17 protein-coding genes, 1 tRNA gene and 1 pseudogene are annotated in these 14,259 nt (G+C 66.8%); 10 read left to right on the forward strand and 9 right to left on the reverse strand.

Annotated features, from left to right (window positions below; translation table 11 throughout):
- Window positions 1-915: pseudogene (locus CWC60_RS23430) on the forward strand (hypothetical protein); the annotation flags it as partial.
- Between the two features lie 199 nt (window positions 916-1,114).
- Here the strand turns inward: CWC60_RS23430 and CWC60_RS01125 are convergent.
- A tRNA-Ile gene (locus CWC60_RS01125) sits at window positions 1,115-1,191 on the reverse strand.
- A gap of 138 nt (window positions 1,192-1,329) precedes the next feature.
- Between CWC60_RS01125 and CWC60_RS01130 the strand changes: the two genes are divergently transcribed.
- Window positions 1,330-3,129 (forward strand): L,D-transpeptidase family protein, encoded by a 1,800-nt coding sequence (locus CWC60_RS01130; RefSeq protein ID WP_109792219.1) that lies wholly within the window; start codon window positions 1,330-1,332, stop codon window positions 3,127-3,129.
- 3 nt (window positions 3,130-3,132) lie between these two features.
- Window positions 3,133-4,074 (forward strand): D-Ala-D-Ala carboxypeptidase family metallohydrolase, encoded by a 942-nt coding sequence (locus CWC60_RS01135; protein ID WP_206419704.1) that lies wholly within the window; start codon window positions 3,133-3,135, stop codon window positions 4,072-4,074.
- A gap of 76 nt (window positions 4,075-4,150) precedes the next feature.
- Here the strand turns inward: CWC60_RS01135 and CWC60_RS01140 are convergent, their stop codons facing one another.
- Window positions 4,151-5,323 (reverse strand): acetyl-CoA C-acetyltransferase, encoded by a 1,173-nt coding sequence (locus CWC60_RS01140; RefSeq protein WP_109792220.1) that lies wholly within the window; start codon window positions 5,321-5,323, stop codon window positions 4,151-4,153.
- Window positions 5,324-5,476: 153 nt separating this feature from the next.
- Between CWC60_RS01140 and CWC60_RS01145 the strand changes: the two genes are divergently transcribed.
- Both CWC60_RS01145 and CWC60_RS01150 read left to right on the forward strand, forming a co-directional pair.
- Window positions 5,477-6,748 carry an MFS transporter gene (locus tag CWC60_RS01145; protein ID WP_109792221.1) on the forward strand — a complete coding sequence of 424 codons (1,272 nt, stop codon included), beginning with the start codon at window positions 5,477-5,479 and terminating at the stop codon, window positions 6,746-6,748.
- A gap of 52 nt (window positions 6,749-6,800) precedes the next feature.
- Window positions 6,801-7,100 (forward strand): putative quinol monooxygenase, encoded by a 300-nt coding sequence (locus CWC60_RS01150; protein WP_164516305.1) that lies wholly within the window; start codon window positions 6,801-6,803, stop codon window positions 7,098-7,100.
- Window positions 7,101-7,118: 18 nt separating this feature from the next.
- Here the strand turns inward: CWC60_RS01150 and CWC60_RS01155 are convergent, their stop codons facing one another.
- On the reverse strand, window positions 7,119-7,631 hold the full coding sequence (locus CWC60_RS01155; RefSeq protein WP_241147882.1) for a CinA family protein: 513 nt from the start codon (window positions 7,629-7,631) through the stop codon (window positions 7,119-7,121).
- Window positions 7,628-8,230 (reverse strand): hypothetical protein, encoded by a 603-nt coding sequence (locus tag CWC60_RS01160; protein ID WP_125182702.1) that lies wholly within the window; start codon window positions 8,228-8,230, stop codon window positions 7,628-7,630. The genes CWC60_RS01155 and CWC60_RS01160 overlap by 4 nt, the downstream gene beginning before the upstream one ends.
- 141 nt (window positions 8,231-8,371) lie before the next feature.
- Between CWC60_RS01160 and CWC60_RS01165 the strand changes: the two genes are divergently transcribed.
- Together CWC60_RS01165 and CWC60_RS01170 are read left to right on the forward strand one after the other, a co-directional pair.
- Complete coding sequence (locus CWC60_RS01165) at window positions 8,372-8,650, forward strand: ElaB/YgaM/YqjD family protein (protein WP_109792224.1); 279 nt, start codon at window positions 8,372-8,374, stop codon at window positions 8,648-8,650.
- A 7-nt stretch (window positions 8,651-8,657) separates the two neighbouring features.
- On the forward strand, window positions 8,658-9,116 hold the full coding sequence (locus tag CWC60_RS01170) for a hypothetical protein (RefSeq protein ID WP_109792225.1): 459 nt from the start codon (window positions 8,658-8,660) through the stop codon (window positions 9,114-9,116).
- Here CWC60_RS01170 and CWC60_RS01175 read toward each other — a convergent pair.
- Window positions 9,110-9,493, reverse strand: coding sequence for a DUF4112 domain-containing protein (locus CWC60_RS01175; protein ID WP_109792226.1), 384 nt, complete (start codon window positions 9,491-9,493; stop codon window positions 9,110-9,112). The two genes, CWC60_RS01170 and CWC60_RS01175, sit on opposite strands and share 7 nt — an antisense overlap.
- Before the next feature lie 33 nt (window positions 9,494-9,526).
- On the opposite strand from CWC60_RS01175, the gene CWC60_RS01180 reads away from it, so the two are divergent.
- Window positions 9,527-9,706, forward strand: coding sequence for a hypothetical protein (locus CWC60_RS01180; protein ID WP_109792227.1), 180 nt, complete (start codon window positions 9,527-9,529; stop codon window positions 9,704-9,706).
- 136 nt (window positions 9,707-9,842) lie between these two features.
- On the opposite strand, the gene CWC60_RS01185 is transcribed toward CWC60_RS01180, so the two are convergent.
- The 3 genes from CWC60_RS01185 to CWC60_RS01195 form a co-directional block, all read right to left on the reverse strand.
- On the reverse strand, window positions 9,843-10,103 hold the full coding sequence (locus CWC60_RS01185) for a hypothetical protein (protein ID WP_109792228.1): 261 nt from the start codon (window positions 10,101-10,103) through the stop codon (window positions 9,843-9,845).
- On the reverse strand, window positions 10,103-10,339 hold the full coding sequence (locus CWC60_RS01190) for a hypothetical protein (RefSeq protein ID WP_109792229.1): 237 nt from the start codon (window positions 10,337-10,339) through the stop codon (window positions 10,103-10,105). Before CWC60_RS01190 ends, CWC60_RS01185 begins: the two co-directional genes overlap by 1 nt.
- Before the next feature lie 81 nt (window positions 10,340-10,420).
- Window positions 10,421-11,488, reverse strand: coding sequence for an MBL fold metallo-hydrolase (locus CWC60_RS01195; protein WP_109792230.1), 1,068 nt, complete (start codon window positions 11,486-11,488; stop codon window positions 10,421-10,423).
- Between the two features lie 170 nt (window positions 11,489-11,658).
- Between CWC60_RS01195 and pqqB the strand changes: the two genes are divergently transcribed.
- Together pqqB and zapE are read left to right on the forward strand one after the other, a co-directional pair.
- Window positions 11,659-12,585, forward strand: coding sequence for a pyrroloquinoline quinone biosynthesis protein PqqB (gene pqqB / locus CWC60_RS01200; protein WP_109792231.1), 927 nt, complete (start codon window positions 11,659-11,661; stop codon window positions 12,583-12,585).
- Window positions 12,582-13,730 (forward strand): cell division protein ZapE, encoded by a 1,149-nt coding sequence (zapE, locus tag CWC60_RS01205; protein WP_109792232.1) that lies wholly within the window; start codon window positions 12,582-12,584, stop codon window positions 13,728-13,730. Before pqqB ends, zapE begins: the two co-directional genes overlap by 4 nt.
- A 14-nt stretch (window positions 13,731-13,744) precedes the next feature.
- On the opposite strand, the gene CWC60_RS01210 is transcribed toward zapE, so the two are convergent.
- Entirely contained in the window at window positions 13,745-14,176 is a 432-nt protein-coding gene (locus CWC60_RS01210) for a CBS domain-containing protein (protein ID WP_109792395.1), read from the reverse strand.
- Window positions 14,177-14,259 lie beyond the last annotated feature (83 nt).

Here is a 14,259-nt window from a genome sequence, read left to right on the forward strand (position 1 = left end):
CAGCAGAAGCTGGATGCCAGCGCCCGGTTCCACATCGCGTCATCTGCCCCATCAGATACCCACCTCTTCAGGAAACGCTTCGTCGATGGCGCCGGTCGCCCTCTTCACGCCACGAAAACCAGCAAGAACGGCAGGCACTACTTCTATTACACATCACGAGGCCTCATGGTTCCCGGCGGCGAGAAGGAACGGGGCTGGCGGGTTCCGGCCGGGCAGCTCGATACCCTGATCATCCGGCAGCTGGCCAAAGCGCTGGGCGATCCCATCGAACTCGCCCGGCTGCTTGACCCAGAAGACATGCTGGGCCTGGAGCCAGCCGTCATCGCTGATCGATCGACCTGCATTCGTGACGTCTTGAGCAGGCCGAACGACGCCCCTGCACGGAACCTGCTGGCGTTGCTGGTCAGGCGCATCCGCCTGCTGGATGACGGTATCGAGATTGAACTCTGCCGCGACCAGCTTTGCTCAGGCGCGGGCGAGGCAGAGCGCTCACAACGTGGCGAAGCGTGGTCAGACCGCCAGGGCTCGGCAGAACAATCCCCCACAGTTCTCCTCCGCCTTCCGGTCCGGCTGGGCCGCCGTTCGTCCGGCGCGCGCCTGCTGGTTGATGCATCGCCCGAGCGGCAAGCGTGCCCGGACCAGGCGCTGATCGAACTGGTTGCCCGGGCCCACCGCTGGAACCGGATGCTCGGGACCGTTGAGGCCGCATCGATCCGGGATATCGCCGCCCGCGAACATGTCGAGGAAAGCGAGATCAGTCGCGTCATCGCCCTCTCCTGCCTCGCGCCTGACATCATCGATGCCATTCTGGACGGCCTTCATCCGCCGGACCTTACCGCGAACAGGCTGAAGCGGATGAGCAGGCTGCCGCTGGACTGGTCAGCGCAGAGGCGGCTTCTCGGCTTCGAGACCTGAGAGCTTCCCCCAGGGTTCCAATTAATGATGGTTTGGACGCCCAATTCGCGCCGGAGAGACCCGTGACCTTTTAGTGGCTCTACGGACCACGAGGATCGTCTCTGGCACCAATTCGTTCAGCGAGAGAACCCCGCAAAGGCCCGGAATTGGGGCGCCTTCGCGGCTCTGCAGTCTGGACGCGAGGGTGCGTGAGAAGAAATGGTGGGCCCGGCAGGACTCGAACCTGCAACCAGACCGTTATGAGCGGCCGGCTCTAACCAGTTGAGCTACAGGCCCGTTGGGGAACGTGCGAGCGGTTCAGTTACACCAGCGTCTTCCGGATCGTCAATCGGCGCGACAGATCGTCAATTGGCGCGGCCGGTGACCGTCCCCACCTGAGCAACAACGTCACCAACAAAAACAATACGAGTGACCATGTACAAGAACCGGATATCCGACACCGCCGCCCTGCGCGACGGAGGGCGCATGACGCCCTTGCGGCTGGCCTCCGCCGGCCTGCTCGTCCTGACCGCGGCGGCGCTTGCCGCCGGCCAGGCCCAGGGTCAGCACCGGCCGCCACCCGGCATGGAGATCACCGCCGCGCCGGCCGTCGAGGACAAGATGCTCGGCGCCCCGCCCTCCGAGCCGATCCGCAGAGAAATCGAGGATCTTGTCACTGCCGAAGGCGTCGAAGCGCGTCTGGAGGGCGAAGTCGGCCATGGCGCGATGACCGCCATTCGTCAGGCCTATGCGCGGCATGTCTTCGAACCGATCTGGACACGCAAGGGCGCCTTCGACTTCTACGACGCCGTCGCCAGCAATTTCGACCGCGGTCTGGTCGTGGAGGCAGTCACCCTGCAGGCGCTGGACGGAATGATCCGCGCGCGCTTCGGCGACGGGCCGGAACGGGCCGCCGAAGCCGACGTCGAACTGACCACCGCATTCGTGCGGCTGGCCGCGCTGGTCAGCGGCGGACTGAGCGACGAGGGCAAAGCGGTCCGGCCGCGCCGGCACGGACCCAACCGCGCCCTGCTGACCGAACTCATCATGCGCGCCGGCGCCGGCGACGCCGATGCGGCCCTTGGCGAGGTGGAACCCGGGCACAGTCAGTACGACCGGCTGAAAGATGCGATGAAGCACTACCGTGAAATCGCCGCGGCCGGCGGCTGGCCGGCCATCCCGCAGGGCGAACTCGTCTACCGAGGGCAGCGCGACCCGCGCATCCCGGCCCTGCGTGAACGTCTGGCGGCCGAGGGCTTCCATGCCCTTGGCCAAACCCCCGGGCACCGTCTGGATCGGCTCGACTGGCAACTTGCGGTCGACCTGAAGGAGTTCCAGCGCCGCCACGGACTGAAGCCGGACGGCGTGGTGGGTCCGAACACGCTCGAGGCGCTGAACGAAAGCGTTGAATCCAAGCTCGACCGCATCGCGGACGCCATGCACCGCTGGCGGCTGCAGGGCGACATGGGCCGCCGTCACCTCTGGGTGAATGTGCCCTCCTTCACTGCCGAAGGCTGGAACGACGGCCACCGCGAAATCAGCATGAAGACGATCGTCGGGCGACCCGACCGCCGGACGCCAGTCTTCAGCGACCAGGTCGAGTATGTCGTGACCAATCCCGAGTGGAACGTGCCCGTGAGCATCGCCCGCAAGGACAAGCTGCCCAGGCTGCAGCGCGATCCGGGCTATGCCCGACGCGGCAATTACAAGGTCTTCGACCGCGAAACAGGTGATCAGGTCAGCCCCTACAACGTGAACTGGCACGATCCGGAATCCGCCGAGCGCTACAAGATCGTCCAGGGACCGGGCGACGCCAACGCCCTCGGCCGGCTGAAGATCATCTTTCCCAACCAGTACTCGGTCTACATGCACGACACGCCCGACAAGCACCTGTTCGAGGAGGCGCAGCGCGCCTTCAGTTCGGGCTGCGTGCGGCTGCAACGGCCGGTCGCCATGGCGCGCTGGATTGCCGGCATCGACCCCCAGCTCTCCGATGAGGAGATTGAGGAGAAACTGGCGAGCCGTGAGAACGACTGGATGCCGGTCAAGGAGCCCGTTCCGGTGCACATCACCTACATCACCGTGACCGTGGACGACCAGGGCCGGGCCCATTTCTGGCGCGACATCTATGATCGGCAGGACGGAATCCGGGCAGCGACGCGCATGGCGCCGCTTCACGCCCCCCATTCCCGCAATATCTCCGAAGCCCCCGGAGACTTCCGAAACAACGGATAGGGCATGAAATTCAGGCTGATAACAACAACATTGGCGGTGTTGCTTCTGGCGGGCGGCATAGCTGCGGTCGCACAGAAGCAGCCCCCCTTTCTGTCATCGGGGAAGACAGTCGAAGCCGGCACGGCTGTCCGGGTTCAGGGGGCCATCCTGCCCCACGACCTCTGGTTCGCGACGACGATGCCCGGTGACGAAGTGGCCTTTCACCTCCCGCCCGGCTTCGCCATGCGCATAGACGGCCATTTCGTTCCCCGGGAGGGCCGGGTGACCGAATGGCTGGCGCCGCAGAAGGCCGGCGTCGCCTCCGTGGTCATCGAGCAGCCGAACGGCCGGACGGCCCAAGAGATCACGCTTTTCGTCCTGGAGCCGGCAGACAGGATCCGCAAGGGGCGGCTGAACGGCTACCGGATCGGCAGTTTCCCGGCCAACAGGCCGGAAGGCTTCATCGCGCTCGACGGACCGGGCGACATGGATGTCCCCGTTTCGCCGCACTTCACCATCGGGCAGTTTCTCTGCAAGCAGCAGCCGGACCACTGGCCGAAATACCTGCTGTTGACGCCGGACCTGATCACACGTCTGGAGACGGTGCTGGCCGGCTTGCATGAGACCGGGCGAACCGAGGCGGAAACGCTGTTCGTGATGTCGGGCTTCCGCACGCCGTTCTACAACACGGCCATCAACGGAGCCAAACGCTCGCGCCACATGTACGGCGACGCCGCCGACGTCTACATCGATCACGATCCGACGGACGGCATGATGGACGATCTCTCCGGCGACGGGCGGGTGACGAAGCAGGACGCCAACTGGCTCTACGACTTCTCCGCCAGCGCCATTTCCGACCGACCGGAACAGCCCAGCGGCGGACTCGGCGCCTACCGCGCCAATGCCGTGCATGGCCCGTTCGTCCATATCGACGGCCGCGGACAGGCAGCGCGCTGGGGCCGCTGAGGGCGGAGCACCTACGGATAAAGGGCGGAGCCTCGCGGCCCCGCCCTTTCCCGAACCCCGCAAAGGGGACTGCTGACTACTGCAGCGATTCGACGATGGTGACGTTCGCCAGGCCGCCGCCCTCGCACATGGTCTGCAGGCCGTACTTCGCCTTGCGGCCCTTCATGGCGTTGAGCAGCGTCGCCATCAGCTTGGTGCCGGAGGCGCCCAGCGGGTGGCCCAGCGCGATGGCGCCGCCATTGACGTTCAGCTTCTCGTGGTCCGCGCCGATCACCTTCATCCAGGCCAGAGGCACCGGCGCGAAGGCCTCGTTGACCTCGTAGAGATCGATATCCTCGATCTTCATGCCGGCCCGCTCCAGCGCGCGCTTCGTCGCGCCGATCGGCTCCTCCAGCATGATGACCGGGTCGCCGCCGGTGACCGTCAGGTTGTGGATGCGCGCGATCGGCGTCAGATTGTGGCGCTTCAGCGCCTCCTCCGAGACGATCAGCGCACCCGACGAGCCATCGCAGATCTGGCTGGCGTTGGCGGCGGTGATGCGCCCGCCCTCCTTCAGCAGCTTGACCGAGCCGATCGATTCCATCGACGCGTCGTAGCGGATGCCCTCGTCCCTGTCGTGGACCTCGCGGCCATCCTCGGTCTCGATCTCCAGCGGCACGATCTCGTTGCGGAAGTCGCCCGCGTCGGTCGCCCGCATGGCGCGCCTGTGACTCTCCAGCGCGAAGGTGTCGAGCTGTTCGCGGGTGAACTGGTACTTTTCGGCCATCATCTCGGCGCCCATGAACTGGCTGAAGTTGATGCCCGGATAGCGCTCTTCCATCTTTGGGCTCTTCGGCCCGCCGAGACCGGCCTCCATGGCCAGCTTCGTCGGACTGCCCATCGGCACGCGCGTCATGCTCTCGACGCCCGCGGCGATGACCACGTCCATGGTCCCCGACATCACCGCCTGGGCGGCGAAGTGCAGCGACTGCTGCGAGGAGCCGCACTGGCGGTCGATCGAGACCGCCGGCACGCTCTCGGGCAGCTTGGAGGCCAGCACGCAGTTGCGGCCGATGTGGAAGCTCTGCTCGCCGGCCTGGCCGACGCAACCCATGATCACGTCCTCGATCGCGGCCGGGTCGATGCCGGAGCGGTCGACCAGGGCGTCGAGGACGGCGCCGCCCAGATCCGCGGGGTGCCAGCCGGCAAGCCGGCCGCCGCGGCGGCCGCCCGCGGTGCGAACGGCGTCTACGATATAGGCGGTAGCCATAGTCTCTCTCCTTGTCCGCTCTATCTGTCTGCTGGCCCGACTTAAACACCAAGTCACGGGCGAGCGCCACATCGCCTGACGCTTGGGACATGCGAGTTTGCTTGCGGTCGCGCGCATCCTGACGTAACGGGCTTCGGGGGAGGATCAAGGGTCATGGCGAGGGGATTGGTTCTGGAAGGCGCGGACAGGGCCGACAGCCCGTACGCATGGTGGCGGCTGGCGCTGTCGATGACCTTCGCCACCATCGGCGGCGTCGGCCTCTGGTCGGTGGTCATCGCCCTGCCGACGGTCGAGGCAGCCTTCGGCGTCGACCGGGGCGGCGCCTCCCTGCCCTACATGGCGACCATGGCCGGCTTCGCCGTGGGCGGCGTGCTGATGGGCCGGATCGCCGACCGCCACGGCATCCAGCGCCCGCTGATGATCGCCGGCATCATGCTGGGCATCGGCTACTTCGCCGCCTCCCAGGCCCAGTCGATCTGGCAGTTCATCGCCGCCCAGGCGCTGATCATCGGCATGCTGGGCAGTTCCGCCACCTTCGGCCCGCTGGTCGCCGACATCACCTTCTGGTTCCGCCGCCGGCGCGGCCTGGCCGTCGCCATCGTGGCCAGCGGCAACTATCTGGCCGGGACGGTCTGGCCGCCGGTGCTGAGCTGGGCCATGGCCGAGTTCGGCTGGCGGGAAGCGCACATGATGGTCGGCGCCGTCTGCCTCGTTACCATGCTGCCGCTCAGCCTGCTGATGCGCCGCCGCGCGCCGCTCGACGCCGACGACCTGCAGGCCAACGCCGCGAAAGGCGGAGCCGGCCCCGTGGCCCGGCCCGAGCAGGCCGGTCTCAGTCCCCGCGCGCTGCAGATCCTGCTGGTCGCGGCGGGGCTGAGCTGCTGCATCGCCATGTCCATGCCCCAGGTCCACATCGTCGCCTATTGCGCCGACCTCGGCTACGGCGCGGCGCGCGGCGCGGAGATGCTGTCGCTGATGCTGGGCTTCGGCGTCGTCAGCCGGCTGATCTCCGGGCTCATCGCCGACCGCATCGGCGGTCTCGGCACGCTCCTGCTCGGCTCGACGCTGCAGTGCCTGGCGCTGATGTTCTACCTGCCCTTCGACGGTCTGGCCTCGCTCTACCTCGTCTCGGCGCTGTTCGGCCTTAGCCAGGGCGGCATCGTGCCCAGCTACGCGCTGATCGTGCGTGACTATTTCCGGCCCTCGGAAGCGGGCACCCGGGTCAGCCTGGTGCTGATGGCGACCGTCGTCGGCATGGCCATCGGCGGCTGGATGTCGGGCGAGATCCACGACCTCACCGGCTCCTACCAGGTCGCGTTCCTGAACGGCATCCTGTTCAATCTGGTCAACATGTCGCTGGCGCTCTGGCTGCTGCTCAACCGCCGCCGCTCCGGGCCGGTGACCGCGGAGTCGCCGGCGGGCTGACAGGAACAGACAGTCCGCTATGCTCTCCCGGAAGCATCAGGGAGGCAGCATCATGATCGTCGTCAGCGGCACCTTCGAACTGGGCCATGCAAGCGTCGAGACCGCCAGGGCCGCCATGGCCGAAATGGCCGAGGACACCCGCGGCGAGAAGGGCTGCATCACCTATGCGTTCTTCCAGTCGATCGAGAGCCCCACGACATTCCGCGTCTTCGAGGAATGGGAAAGCGACGGCGCGCTGAAGGCCCACTTCGACGCGCCGCACATGAAGGAATTCCGCGCCAAGCTCGGCAGCCTCGAAATCCTCAGCCGCGACGTGAAACGCTACGTCGTCAGCGAGACGACGGGACTTTGACCGGGCACGCCCGTCTCGTCACGTAACCACGGGCTTCTCGAGCTGGCCGGACAGCAGATTCAGGGCGTTGATCGCGAATCGGATCATGTTCTCGCCGCGGTCCTCCTTGCCGGTGCGGAGCGTGGTGACGATCGGGTTCGGACCCGCCACGGCCTGGCAGCTGTGGCCGGCCGGATCGCCATAGCCATTGCCGGGCCCTGCGGCGCCGGTCTCGCCCAGGCCCCAGACGGTCTCGTGAGTTTCCCGGATGCGTTCCGAAAGCAGCTGCGCGAAGGGTTCGGAGCTGGAGCGGATACCCTGTTCCTTCCACAGCTTCTTCATGTCCACGCCGGCGACCTCGCGGATCGAGGTGCGGGTGTAGATCACCGCGCCGCCCTCGTAGTAGCTGGAAGCGCCGGGCACGCGCAGCAGCGCCGCCGAAATCAGCCCGCCGGCCGAGCTTTCCACCACGGCGACCTTCTCGCCGCGCTGCTTCAGCAGTTCCCCGGCACGCTCCCCTGCGCGCCAGAGCTCGTCCATCAGTTCGCTCACTCTTCGCTCTCCATCAATCCGGGCCGGCCCTGGTCCGGCTTCGTCGTGTCGAATGCGGTCGTCTTCACCGCCTTCCCCATCCTCTCGATCAGACGCTCGGCCAGGATACGCACGATACGCTCCCGGTCCCGATCCGCCGAGACCGCCACGATCTTGGCCTTCCAGACCGGTCCTTCCGCATCGCTGAGCAGGCAGCCCACGGTGTAGGTTTCCTCGCCCTCGCCTGCTGACGGGCGGGTCAGCAGAATGCTGAGTCCCAGCGAAGTGTCGGAACTGCTGCCGCCTTTCGCCTCCGGCTGGAAGCGCGACTTGAAGCCGCCGCCCTCCAGCCGGCCATCCCAGCGCACCAGAAGTTCGTAGTCCGAGGCGGCGTCGATGCGATAGCCGAGGCGAACGAGAACATCGTGGAAGATCGCCCGCACCGTCTCGGCGCCATCGACCTGACGGTCCAGCCGGACATGGAGCCGCTCGGGCAGCGCCGCCTCGCGCACCACTTCGGCCTTCATCTCACCCGCGAGACGCTGCGCCACAGCAGAGCCCTGGGGAATGGCCAATGCCAGCAGCGACAGCGCCATGGCAGTTCGGCAGCCAAACATCATCCTGTGAATCCTCCCCGGCGTTCGGCGCAACCTAGAGCAATCCCCGGCCGGATTGAACCAATGCCGTCGGTTTGCGAACCGCGTGATCCTACCCATATGCCGCTCAGGGTCTGTTCAACGGCAAAGAAGAAGGGAAACCCCATGGCCACGCGAAGCAGTGAGAACAACGAAGTCACCGTCGACGATCTGAAAGCCGACCTGGATCAGATGCGCGCCGACATGGCCGCGCTCACCGGCCAGATGAAGGATCAGGCGCGAAGTTCCGCGCAGCGCACCTATGCCGACGCCCGCCGCTACAGCGAACAGAAGGTCCATGAGGGCCATGACTGGGTCAACGGCCAGGTGCAGGAGAAACCGCTGATGTCGCTCGGCATCGCCTTCGGCGTCGGCATGGTGCTGGGCCGGATGCTCAGCCGCTGATCTCCCGATGCTGAGCCAGTTCCTGCCGCCCGAACTGCTGGGCGATCTCCAGAAGCTGCTGGAGGCCGAGGGCAACCGGGTCCAGGTCAGGGCGCGCGGCGCGGCCATCCGCTCCGGCGTCGGGCTGTTCGCCGCGCTGCTCGGCTTCGCGGCGCTGATGTTCCTCGGCGTGGGCCTGTATGTCCATCTCACCGCCCATGTGTCACCGCTTTCGGCTGCCTCCATCGTGGCGGCGGGACTGGCCGGCGTCGCCTGCCTGTCGCTGGGGCTGGCCATGTATTTCGTGAACCGCCGAAAGGCGCTGCAGGCGAAGGCCCGGGCCGAAGCCGCCCGCGCCACCGTCAATGCCGACCTGCTGAAGCTGGTGGGCGGGATCCAGGCCACCGGCGTGCCGCCGCTGGCCCTGCTGGCCGGCGCGCTCGCCGTCGGCGTGGTCAGCGGCATGACCTCAAAGGACGATCAATAGCGCCGGCGCTGCAGATCGCGGCGCAGCAGATCGACATTGCGGCGGTTGCACTTGAAGCCGAAGTCGAAGATGTCGCCGACGAACGGAATCAGTCCGACCAGCCAGTCCAGCACGACATTGAACAGCATCCGCAGGATGGTCGCGAAGGACGCGCCGAGCCGCCGCGCCTCGGCCACCAGATAGAGCGCCATCAGCAGCGTCGCCGTGTCGCCCACGCCGGGCAGCAGGCCGAGCAGACCGTCCAGGCCGAACCGCAGGCCCGTGCCCGGCACGCGGAACTCCGAATCCAGCAGACGCGCCAGGCGCTCGACCCGCGCCATGTCCGCATCGCGCGACGCCCTTGCGGACCGGCGCGCAGGTTCCGACCTGTCGGTCATCGACGATCACTCCAAACGCTGACAGTGAGGTACATGGCGATGAGCGACGGTGAATCCAGACGCGACGAGGCTCGGGAGGCCAACCGGAAGATCCGCGAAAAACAACGGGGCGAGAAGGACTCACCGGCCGAGGAAGGCGCCGACAAGGCGATCCATCGGACGCCCGTGCCGAATTCGGAACGCCGCCGGGAGGGTAATCCCCGGGTAGATTGAATTCGTTGAAGTCTTCGGGCCTGGCGAGGCTGTCCCGGCCGTCCCGGGGAGGACCAGTGTTGAGGCGTCGACGGGTGCACCGGCCCTCGGATCGAGTCCGAGGGCAACGGGCGGTTCAAACAGGCACTGGAACGATCTAGCGTTCCTTGATCTCGGAGCCGGGCCGCCGAATGGTTATCCCGCCATCCCGGGTCCGCGGCCCTTCGCCCCGGCCGCCTGGCTTCGCAACCTTGGGCCAGTCCTTCGAGGCGGCGAGAATCCAGAGCATCAGCAGGCCGAGCGGCGGAAACAGCGCCGTCAGGCCCCAGAAGCCCGAATAGCCGGCCTTGGCGGCGATGCGCCAGCCGAACCAGGCGAGCAGGAAGACCAGCGGAGAGCCGGGCCAGAGATGTTCCATCAGCGCTCACCCTGCAGGCGTTCGAATTCCTTGAATGGGCCGCGCACCCGGCCCTCGCCGCTGGGCCAGGACTTGAACGCGAGCATGCCGAGCGCGATCGGCAGCCCGGCCACCGGAATCAGCGCGAACAGCGAGATTGCCGGATTCAGCCCCACCCGCTCGCAGATGCGCCAGATCGGCAGCACGAAAAGGATGCCGGCAACAACGGCCCAGCCGAAAAAGCCGATTTCAAGCAACGGGATACTCCGTGGTCGATTGTCGCAGGGATCAGATATGGGGACTGCCGCCGGCCTTGCCAGCCCCGGCGCCAATGGAATTCAGGCGGCCTTGTCCAGCCCGGCCGAGCGATAGCGGTAAACGCCGTCGTCGCCCATCCGCCGCTCCATCCGGCCGCGACCGATCAGCATGTGGATGTGGCTGATGGCCTCGGAGAAGGCGAGCGGCATGTCGTCGGGCCCGAGCTCGCGCCGGAACAGCGACGGCAGCAGTTCGCGGATCGAGGTCCATTCCGGCGCCGCGTGCCACAGCGCCTTCAGCCGGGCCCGGTGATGATCCTGCAGATAGTTGATGCGGGCGTGCAGGTTGCGGAACGGATCGCCGTGCGCCGGCAGGACGAGCACGTCGTCCGGCAGCGGCCGGAAGTTGTCCAGCGTCTCCAGGTAGAGCGCCAGCGGATTGGCGTCCGGTTCTGCCGGATAGACGCCGATATGCGGCGTGATCGCCGGCAGGATCTGGTCGCCCGATATCAGCACGTTCAGGTTCTCGCAGAACAGCGCCACATGCTCCGGCGAATGGCCCCGGCCGACGATGACGCGCCAGGTATGGGGGCCGATCTTGAAGCGCTGGTCGTGGGTCAGCCGGCGGAAGGCGCGCGGGATCGGCGTCATCATCTTGGAGACGCGATGGAACCCGCGCTCGCGCAGCGCTTCCAGCATTTCTTCCGAATAGCCGATGCGGCGATAGTGTTCGACCACGTCGTCAGGCACGCGTTCGGCAACATCCAGCGCCATGGTCCGTCCAAAGGCCCACTCGCCGAGCGACATCCACAGCATGCAGTTCCAGCGTTCGGTCAGCCAGCCCGCCTGCCCCACATGATCTGTGTGGAAGTGGGTGCAGATCACCCGCTTCACCGGCTTGCCGGCCAGCCTGGTCTCGAAGATCTCCTCCCACCAGGCTGCGATCTCGCGGCTCTTGAGCCCGGTGTCGACGATGGTCCAGCCATCGCCGTCCTGCAGCAGCCAGAGATTGATGTAGTCCAGCCCCGGGATCGGGATCGCCATGCGGATCCAGTGCACGCCCGGCGCGACCTCCATGGTTGCGGCGCCTTCGGGACGGGCGTCGCCGAAGACATAGTCGAGCTCGGGTTTGACGGGAAAACTGTTCAACAGGACGCTCCGCTCAGGATTTTCCGCAATGCAGCGAATCTCGGGCACGGTCGGGCAAAGGTCAATCGCGGATGCCGCGTGGCCCTCATGCCCCCTTGCCCGCAGCACCGCTTCACGTGATGTTGGGCGGCGTGCCAGAAGAGCGGCGGCAGAGGGATCGACGGGGCGGCATGGAGATACTCGTACTCGGCGCGGCGGCCGGCGGCGGCTTTCCGCAGTGGAACTGCAACTGCCGCAACTGCCGCGGATTCTGGGGGGGCGAGCCGGGGCTCGTCGCGCAGACCCAATCGTCCATCGCCGTCTCCGCCGACGGACGGCGCTTCTGTCTGTTCAACGCCTCGCCCGACCTGCGCCAGCAGATTGAGCGCAACCCTACGCTGCATCCACGGGATGGCCTGCGCGACAGCCCGATCCGCGCGGCTGTGCTCACCAATGGCGATGTCGACCATGTCGCTGGCCTGCTGAACCTGCGCGAGAGCCAGCCGCTGGCGCTCTACGCCACGGGCCGCATCCACGAGGTGCTGCGCGCCAACACCGTCTTCAACGTGCTCAACCCCGATTTCGTCGACCGGCGCGCCTTCCGCCTGGGCGAGGCCGTGGATCTGGCTGAAAGGGACGGCACGCCGCTGGGCCTGCGCCTCACGGTCTTTCCCGTGCCGGGCAAGGTGGCGCTCTGGCTTGAGGACAGTGCGGCAGGCGAGAACTTCGGCACCGTGGACGAGGACACCGTCGGACTGGAGATCGCCGATGGCGACGGCCGGCGGGTCTACTACATTCCCGGCTGCGCGCGGATGACCGACGACCTGGCGCACCGTCTCGACGGCGCCGACGCGGTCTTCTTCGACGGCACGCTCTGGACCGACGACGAGATGATCCGGCAGGGCGTCGGCGTGAAGACGGGCCGGCGCATGGGCCACATGTCGATTTCCGGACCCGAGGGCACGATGGCCGCCTTCCGGGACCTGAACATCGGCCGCCGGATCTTCATCCATCTCAACAACACCAATCCCGTCCTCCGCGCCGACGCGCCGGAGCGCCGCGAGATCGAGGCCGCGGGCTGGGAGGTGGCTCATGACGGCATGACGGTCCGCCCATGAGGGAGCATCTGTCGCCCGAGGGCCCGATCCACAGCTACCGCAACCTGGTCCGGGCCGGGGAAATCAACCATGACACGGCGCAGGAACTGGCGGCGGAAAAGCTGCAGGCCCTGCATCACCGGCTGAAGACCTATGATCCCAGGGCCGACACGGGACTGCGCAAGCTGTTCCAGTTCGGCGCGAAGAAGAAGCGCGGCGAGGTGCCGTCCGGGCTGTACATGTATGGCGGCGTGGGCCGCGGCAAGTCGATGCTGATGGACCTGTTCTACGACACCGCGCCCGTCGATCGGAAACGCCGCATCCACTTTCACCAGTTCATGCTGGAGGTGCATGCCGACGCCCACGCCTTCCGCCAGAAGACGAAGGGCGAGAAGGAAGCGACCGACCCCATTCCACCCATTGCCGACCGGGTGGCGGGCCAGGCCACGCTGCTCTGCTTCGACGAGTTCCAGGTCAGCGACGTGGCCGACGCCATGATCCTGGGGCGGCTGTTCACGGCGCTGTTCGAACGCGGCGTGGTGGTGGTCTCGACCTCCAACCGGCCGCCCGACGATCTCTACAAGGACGGGCTCAACCGCCAGCTCTTTCTGCCGTTCATCGAGTTGCTGAAGCAGAAGCTGGACGTGCTGCACCTCGACAGCCAGACCGACTACCGCATGGACCGGCTGAACCAGATGCCGGTCTACGTCACGCCGCTGGGGCCGGAAGCGGATGCGGCGCTGGAAAAGGACTTCCAGGCCCTGACCGAGGGCGAGGAGCCGGCGCCGGCGACGATCGAGGTGCAGGGACGTCGCACGACCGTTCCGCGGGCGGCCAAGGGCGTCGCCTTCATCGGCTTCCCGGATTTCTGCGGCCGGCCGCTGGGCGCCGCCGACTACCTGGCGCTGGCGGCCGAATTCCACACGGTGATCCTGGCCGACGTGCCGAAGATGACGCGCGAGAAGCGCAACGAGGCCAAGCGTTTCGTCACCCTGATCGACGCGCTCTACGAACATCGCACCAAGCTGATCTGCTCAGCCGGCGCGACCCCGGACGAGCTGTATCCGTCAGGCGACGGCAGCTTCGAGTTCCACCGCACGGCAAGCCGGCTGATGGAAATGCAGAGCCAGGAATATCTCCACGAACCTCACGCCCTGAGGGCGTAGCCAGGCAACCAGCCTCAGCCGGTCTGGATGTACTCCTGCATGGCCTGCGTCTCGTGCTCCAGCTCGTCGACGCGGTACTTGACCACGTCGCCGATGGAGACGAGACCGATCATCCGGCCCTGATTGACGACCGGCAGATGCCGGACGCGGTTCTCGGTCATCATCCGCATCAGATCGCCGATGTTGTCGCCCGGATCGCAGGTCACCACGTCGCCGGTCATGATCTCGGTCACACCCCGCTGCAAAGCGGCCGCGCCCTGGGCGGCAATGGCGCGGACGACGTCGCGTTCCGAGACGATGCCCTGAATCTTCTCGCCGTCCTCGCTGACGATCAGCGCACCGACCCTGAGTTCCTTCAGCCTGGCGCAGACCGCCATCACGTCGACATCCGGTCTGATGGTGCCGATCGTATTGCCCTTGGCCCGAAGCATCGAAGCAACAAGCATGGCGCTATCCTCCATCCAACTGGGGGACACGCGGATGCCCGGCCATCCGCCGGAAGCGCCTTGGTTCCTGTGTCGCCACGCGC

Source organism: Minwuia thermotolerans (genome assembly GCF_002924445.1).
Lineage (GTDB): Bacteria > Pseudomonadota > Alphaproteobacteria > Minwuiales > Minwuiaceae > Minwuia > Minwuia thermotolerans.

Excerpts from the sequence above, each read along its gene's own strand:
- CWC60_RS01130 (WP_109792219.1), top strand. The coding sequence starts at position 1,330 with ATGTACAAGAACCGGATATCCGACACCGCCGCCCTGCGCGACGGAGGG.
- CWC60_RS01170 (WP_109792225.1), top strand. The coding sequence starts at position 8,658 with ATGCTGAGCCAGTTCCTGCCGCCCGAACTGCTGGGCGATCTCCAGAAG.
- CWC60_RS01165 (WP_109792224.1), top strand. The coding sequence starts at position 8,372 with ATGGCCACGCGAAGCAGTGAGAACAACGAAGTCACCGTCGACGATCTG.
- CWC60_RS01140 (WP_109792220.1), bottom strand. The coding sequence starts at position 5,323 with ATGGCTACCGCCTATATCGTAGACGCCGTTCGCACCGCGGGCGGCCGC.
- CWC60_RS01210 (WP_109792395.1), bottom strand. The coding sequence starts at position 14,176 with ATGCTTGTTGCTTCGATGCTTCGGGCCAAGGGCAATACGATCGGCACC.
- CWC60_RS01175 (WP_109792226.1), bottom strand. The coding sequence starts at position 9,493 with ATGACCGACAGGTCGGAACCTGCGCGCCGGTCCGCAAGGGCGTCGCGC.
- CWC60_RS01185 (WP_109792228.1), bottom strand. The coding sequence starts at position 10,103 with ATGGAACATCTCTGGCCCGGCTCTCCGCTGGTCTTCCTGCTCGCCTGG.
- pqqB (WP_109792231.1), top strand. The coding sequence starts at position 11,659 with ATGGAGATACTCGTACTCGGCGCGGCGGCCGGCGGCGGCTTTCCGCAG.
- CWC60_RS01160 (WP_125182702.1), bottom strand. The coding sequence starts at position 8,230 with ATGATGTTTGGCTGCCGAACTGCCATGGCGCTGTCGCTGCTGGCATTG.
- CWC60_RS01135 (WP_206419704.1), top strand. The coding sequence starts at position 3,133 with ATGAAATTCAGGCTGATAACAACAACATTGGCGGTGTTGCTTCTGGCG.
- zapE (WP_109792232.1), top strand. The coding sequence starts at position 12,582 with ATGAGGGAGCATCTGTCGCCCGAGGGCCCGATCCACAGCTACCGCAAC.
- CWC60_RS01150 (WP_164516305.1), top strand. The coding sequence starts at position 6,801 with ATGATCGTCGTCAGCGGCACCTTCGAACTGGGCCATGCAAGCGTCGAG.
- CWC60_RS01145 (WP_109792221.1), top strand. The coding sequence starts at position 5,477 with ATGGCGAGGGGATTGGTTCTGGAAGGCGCGGACAGGGCCGACAGCCCG.
- CWC60_RS01180 (WP_109792227.1), top strand. The coding sequence starts at position 9,527 with ATGGCGATGAGCGACGGTGAATCCAGACGCGACGAGGCTCGGGAGGCC.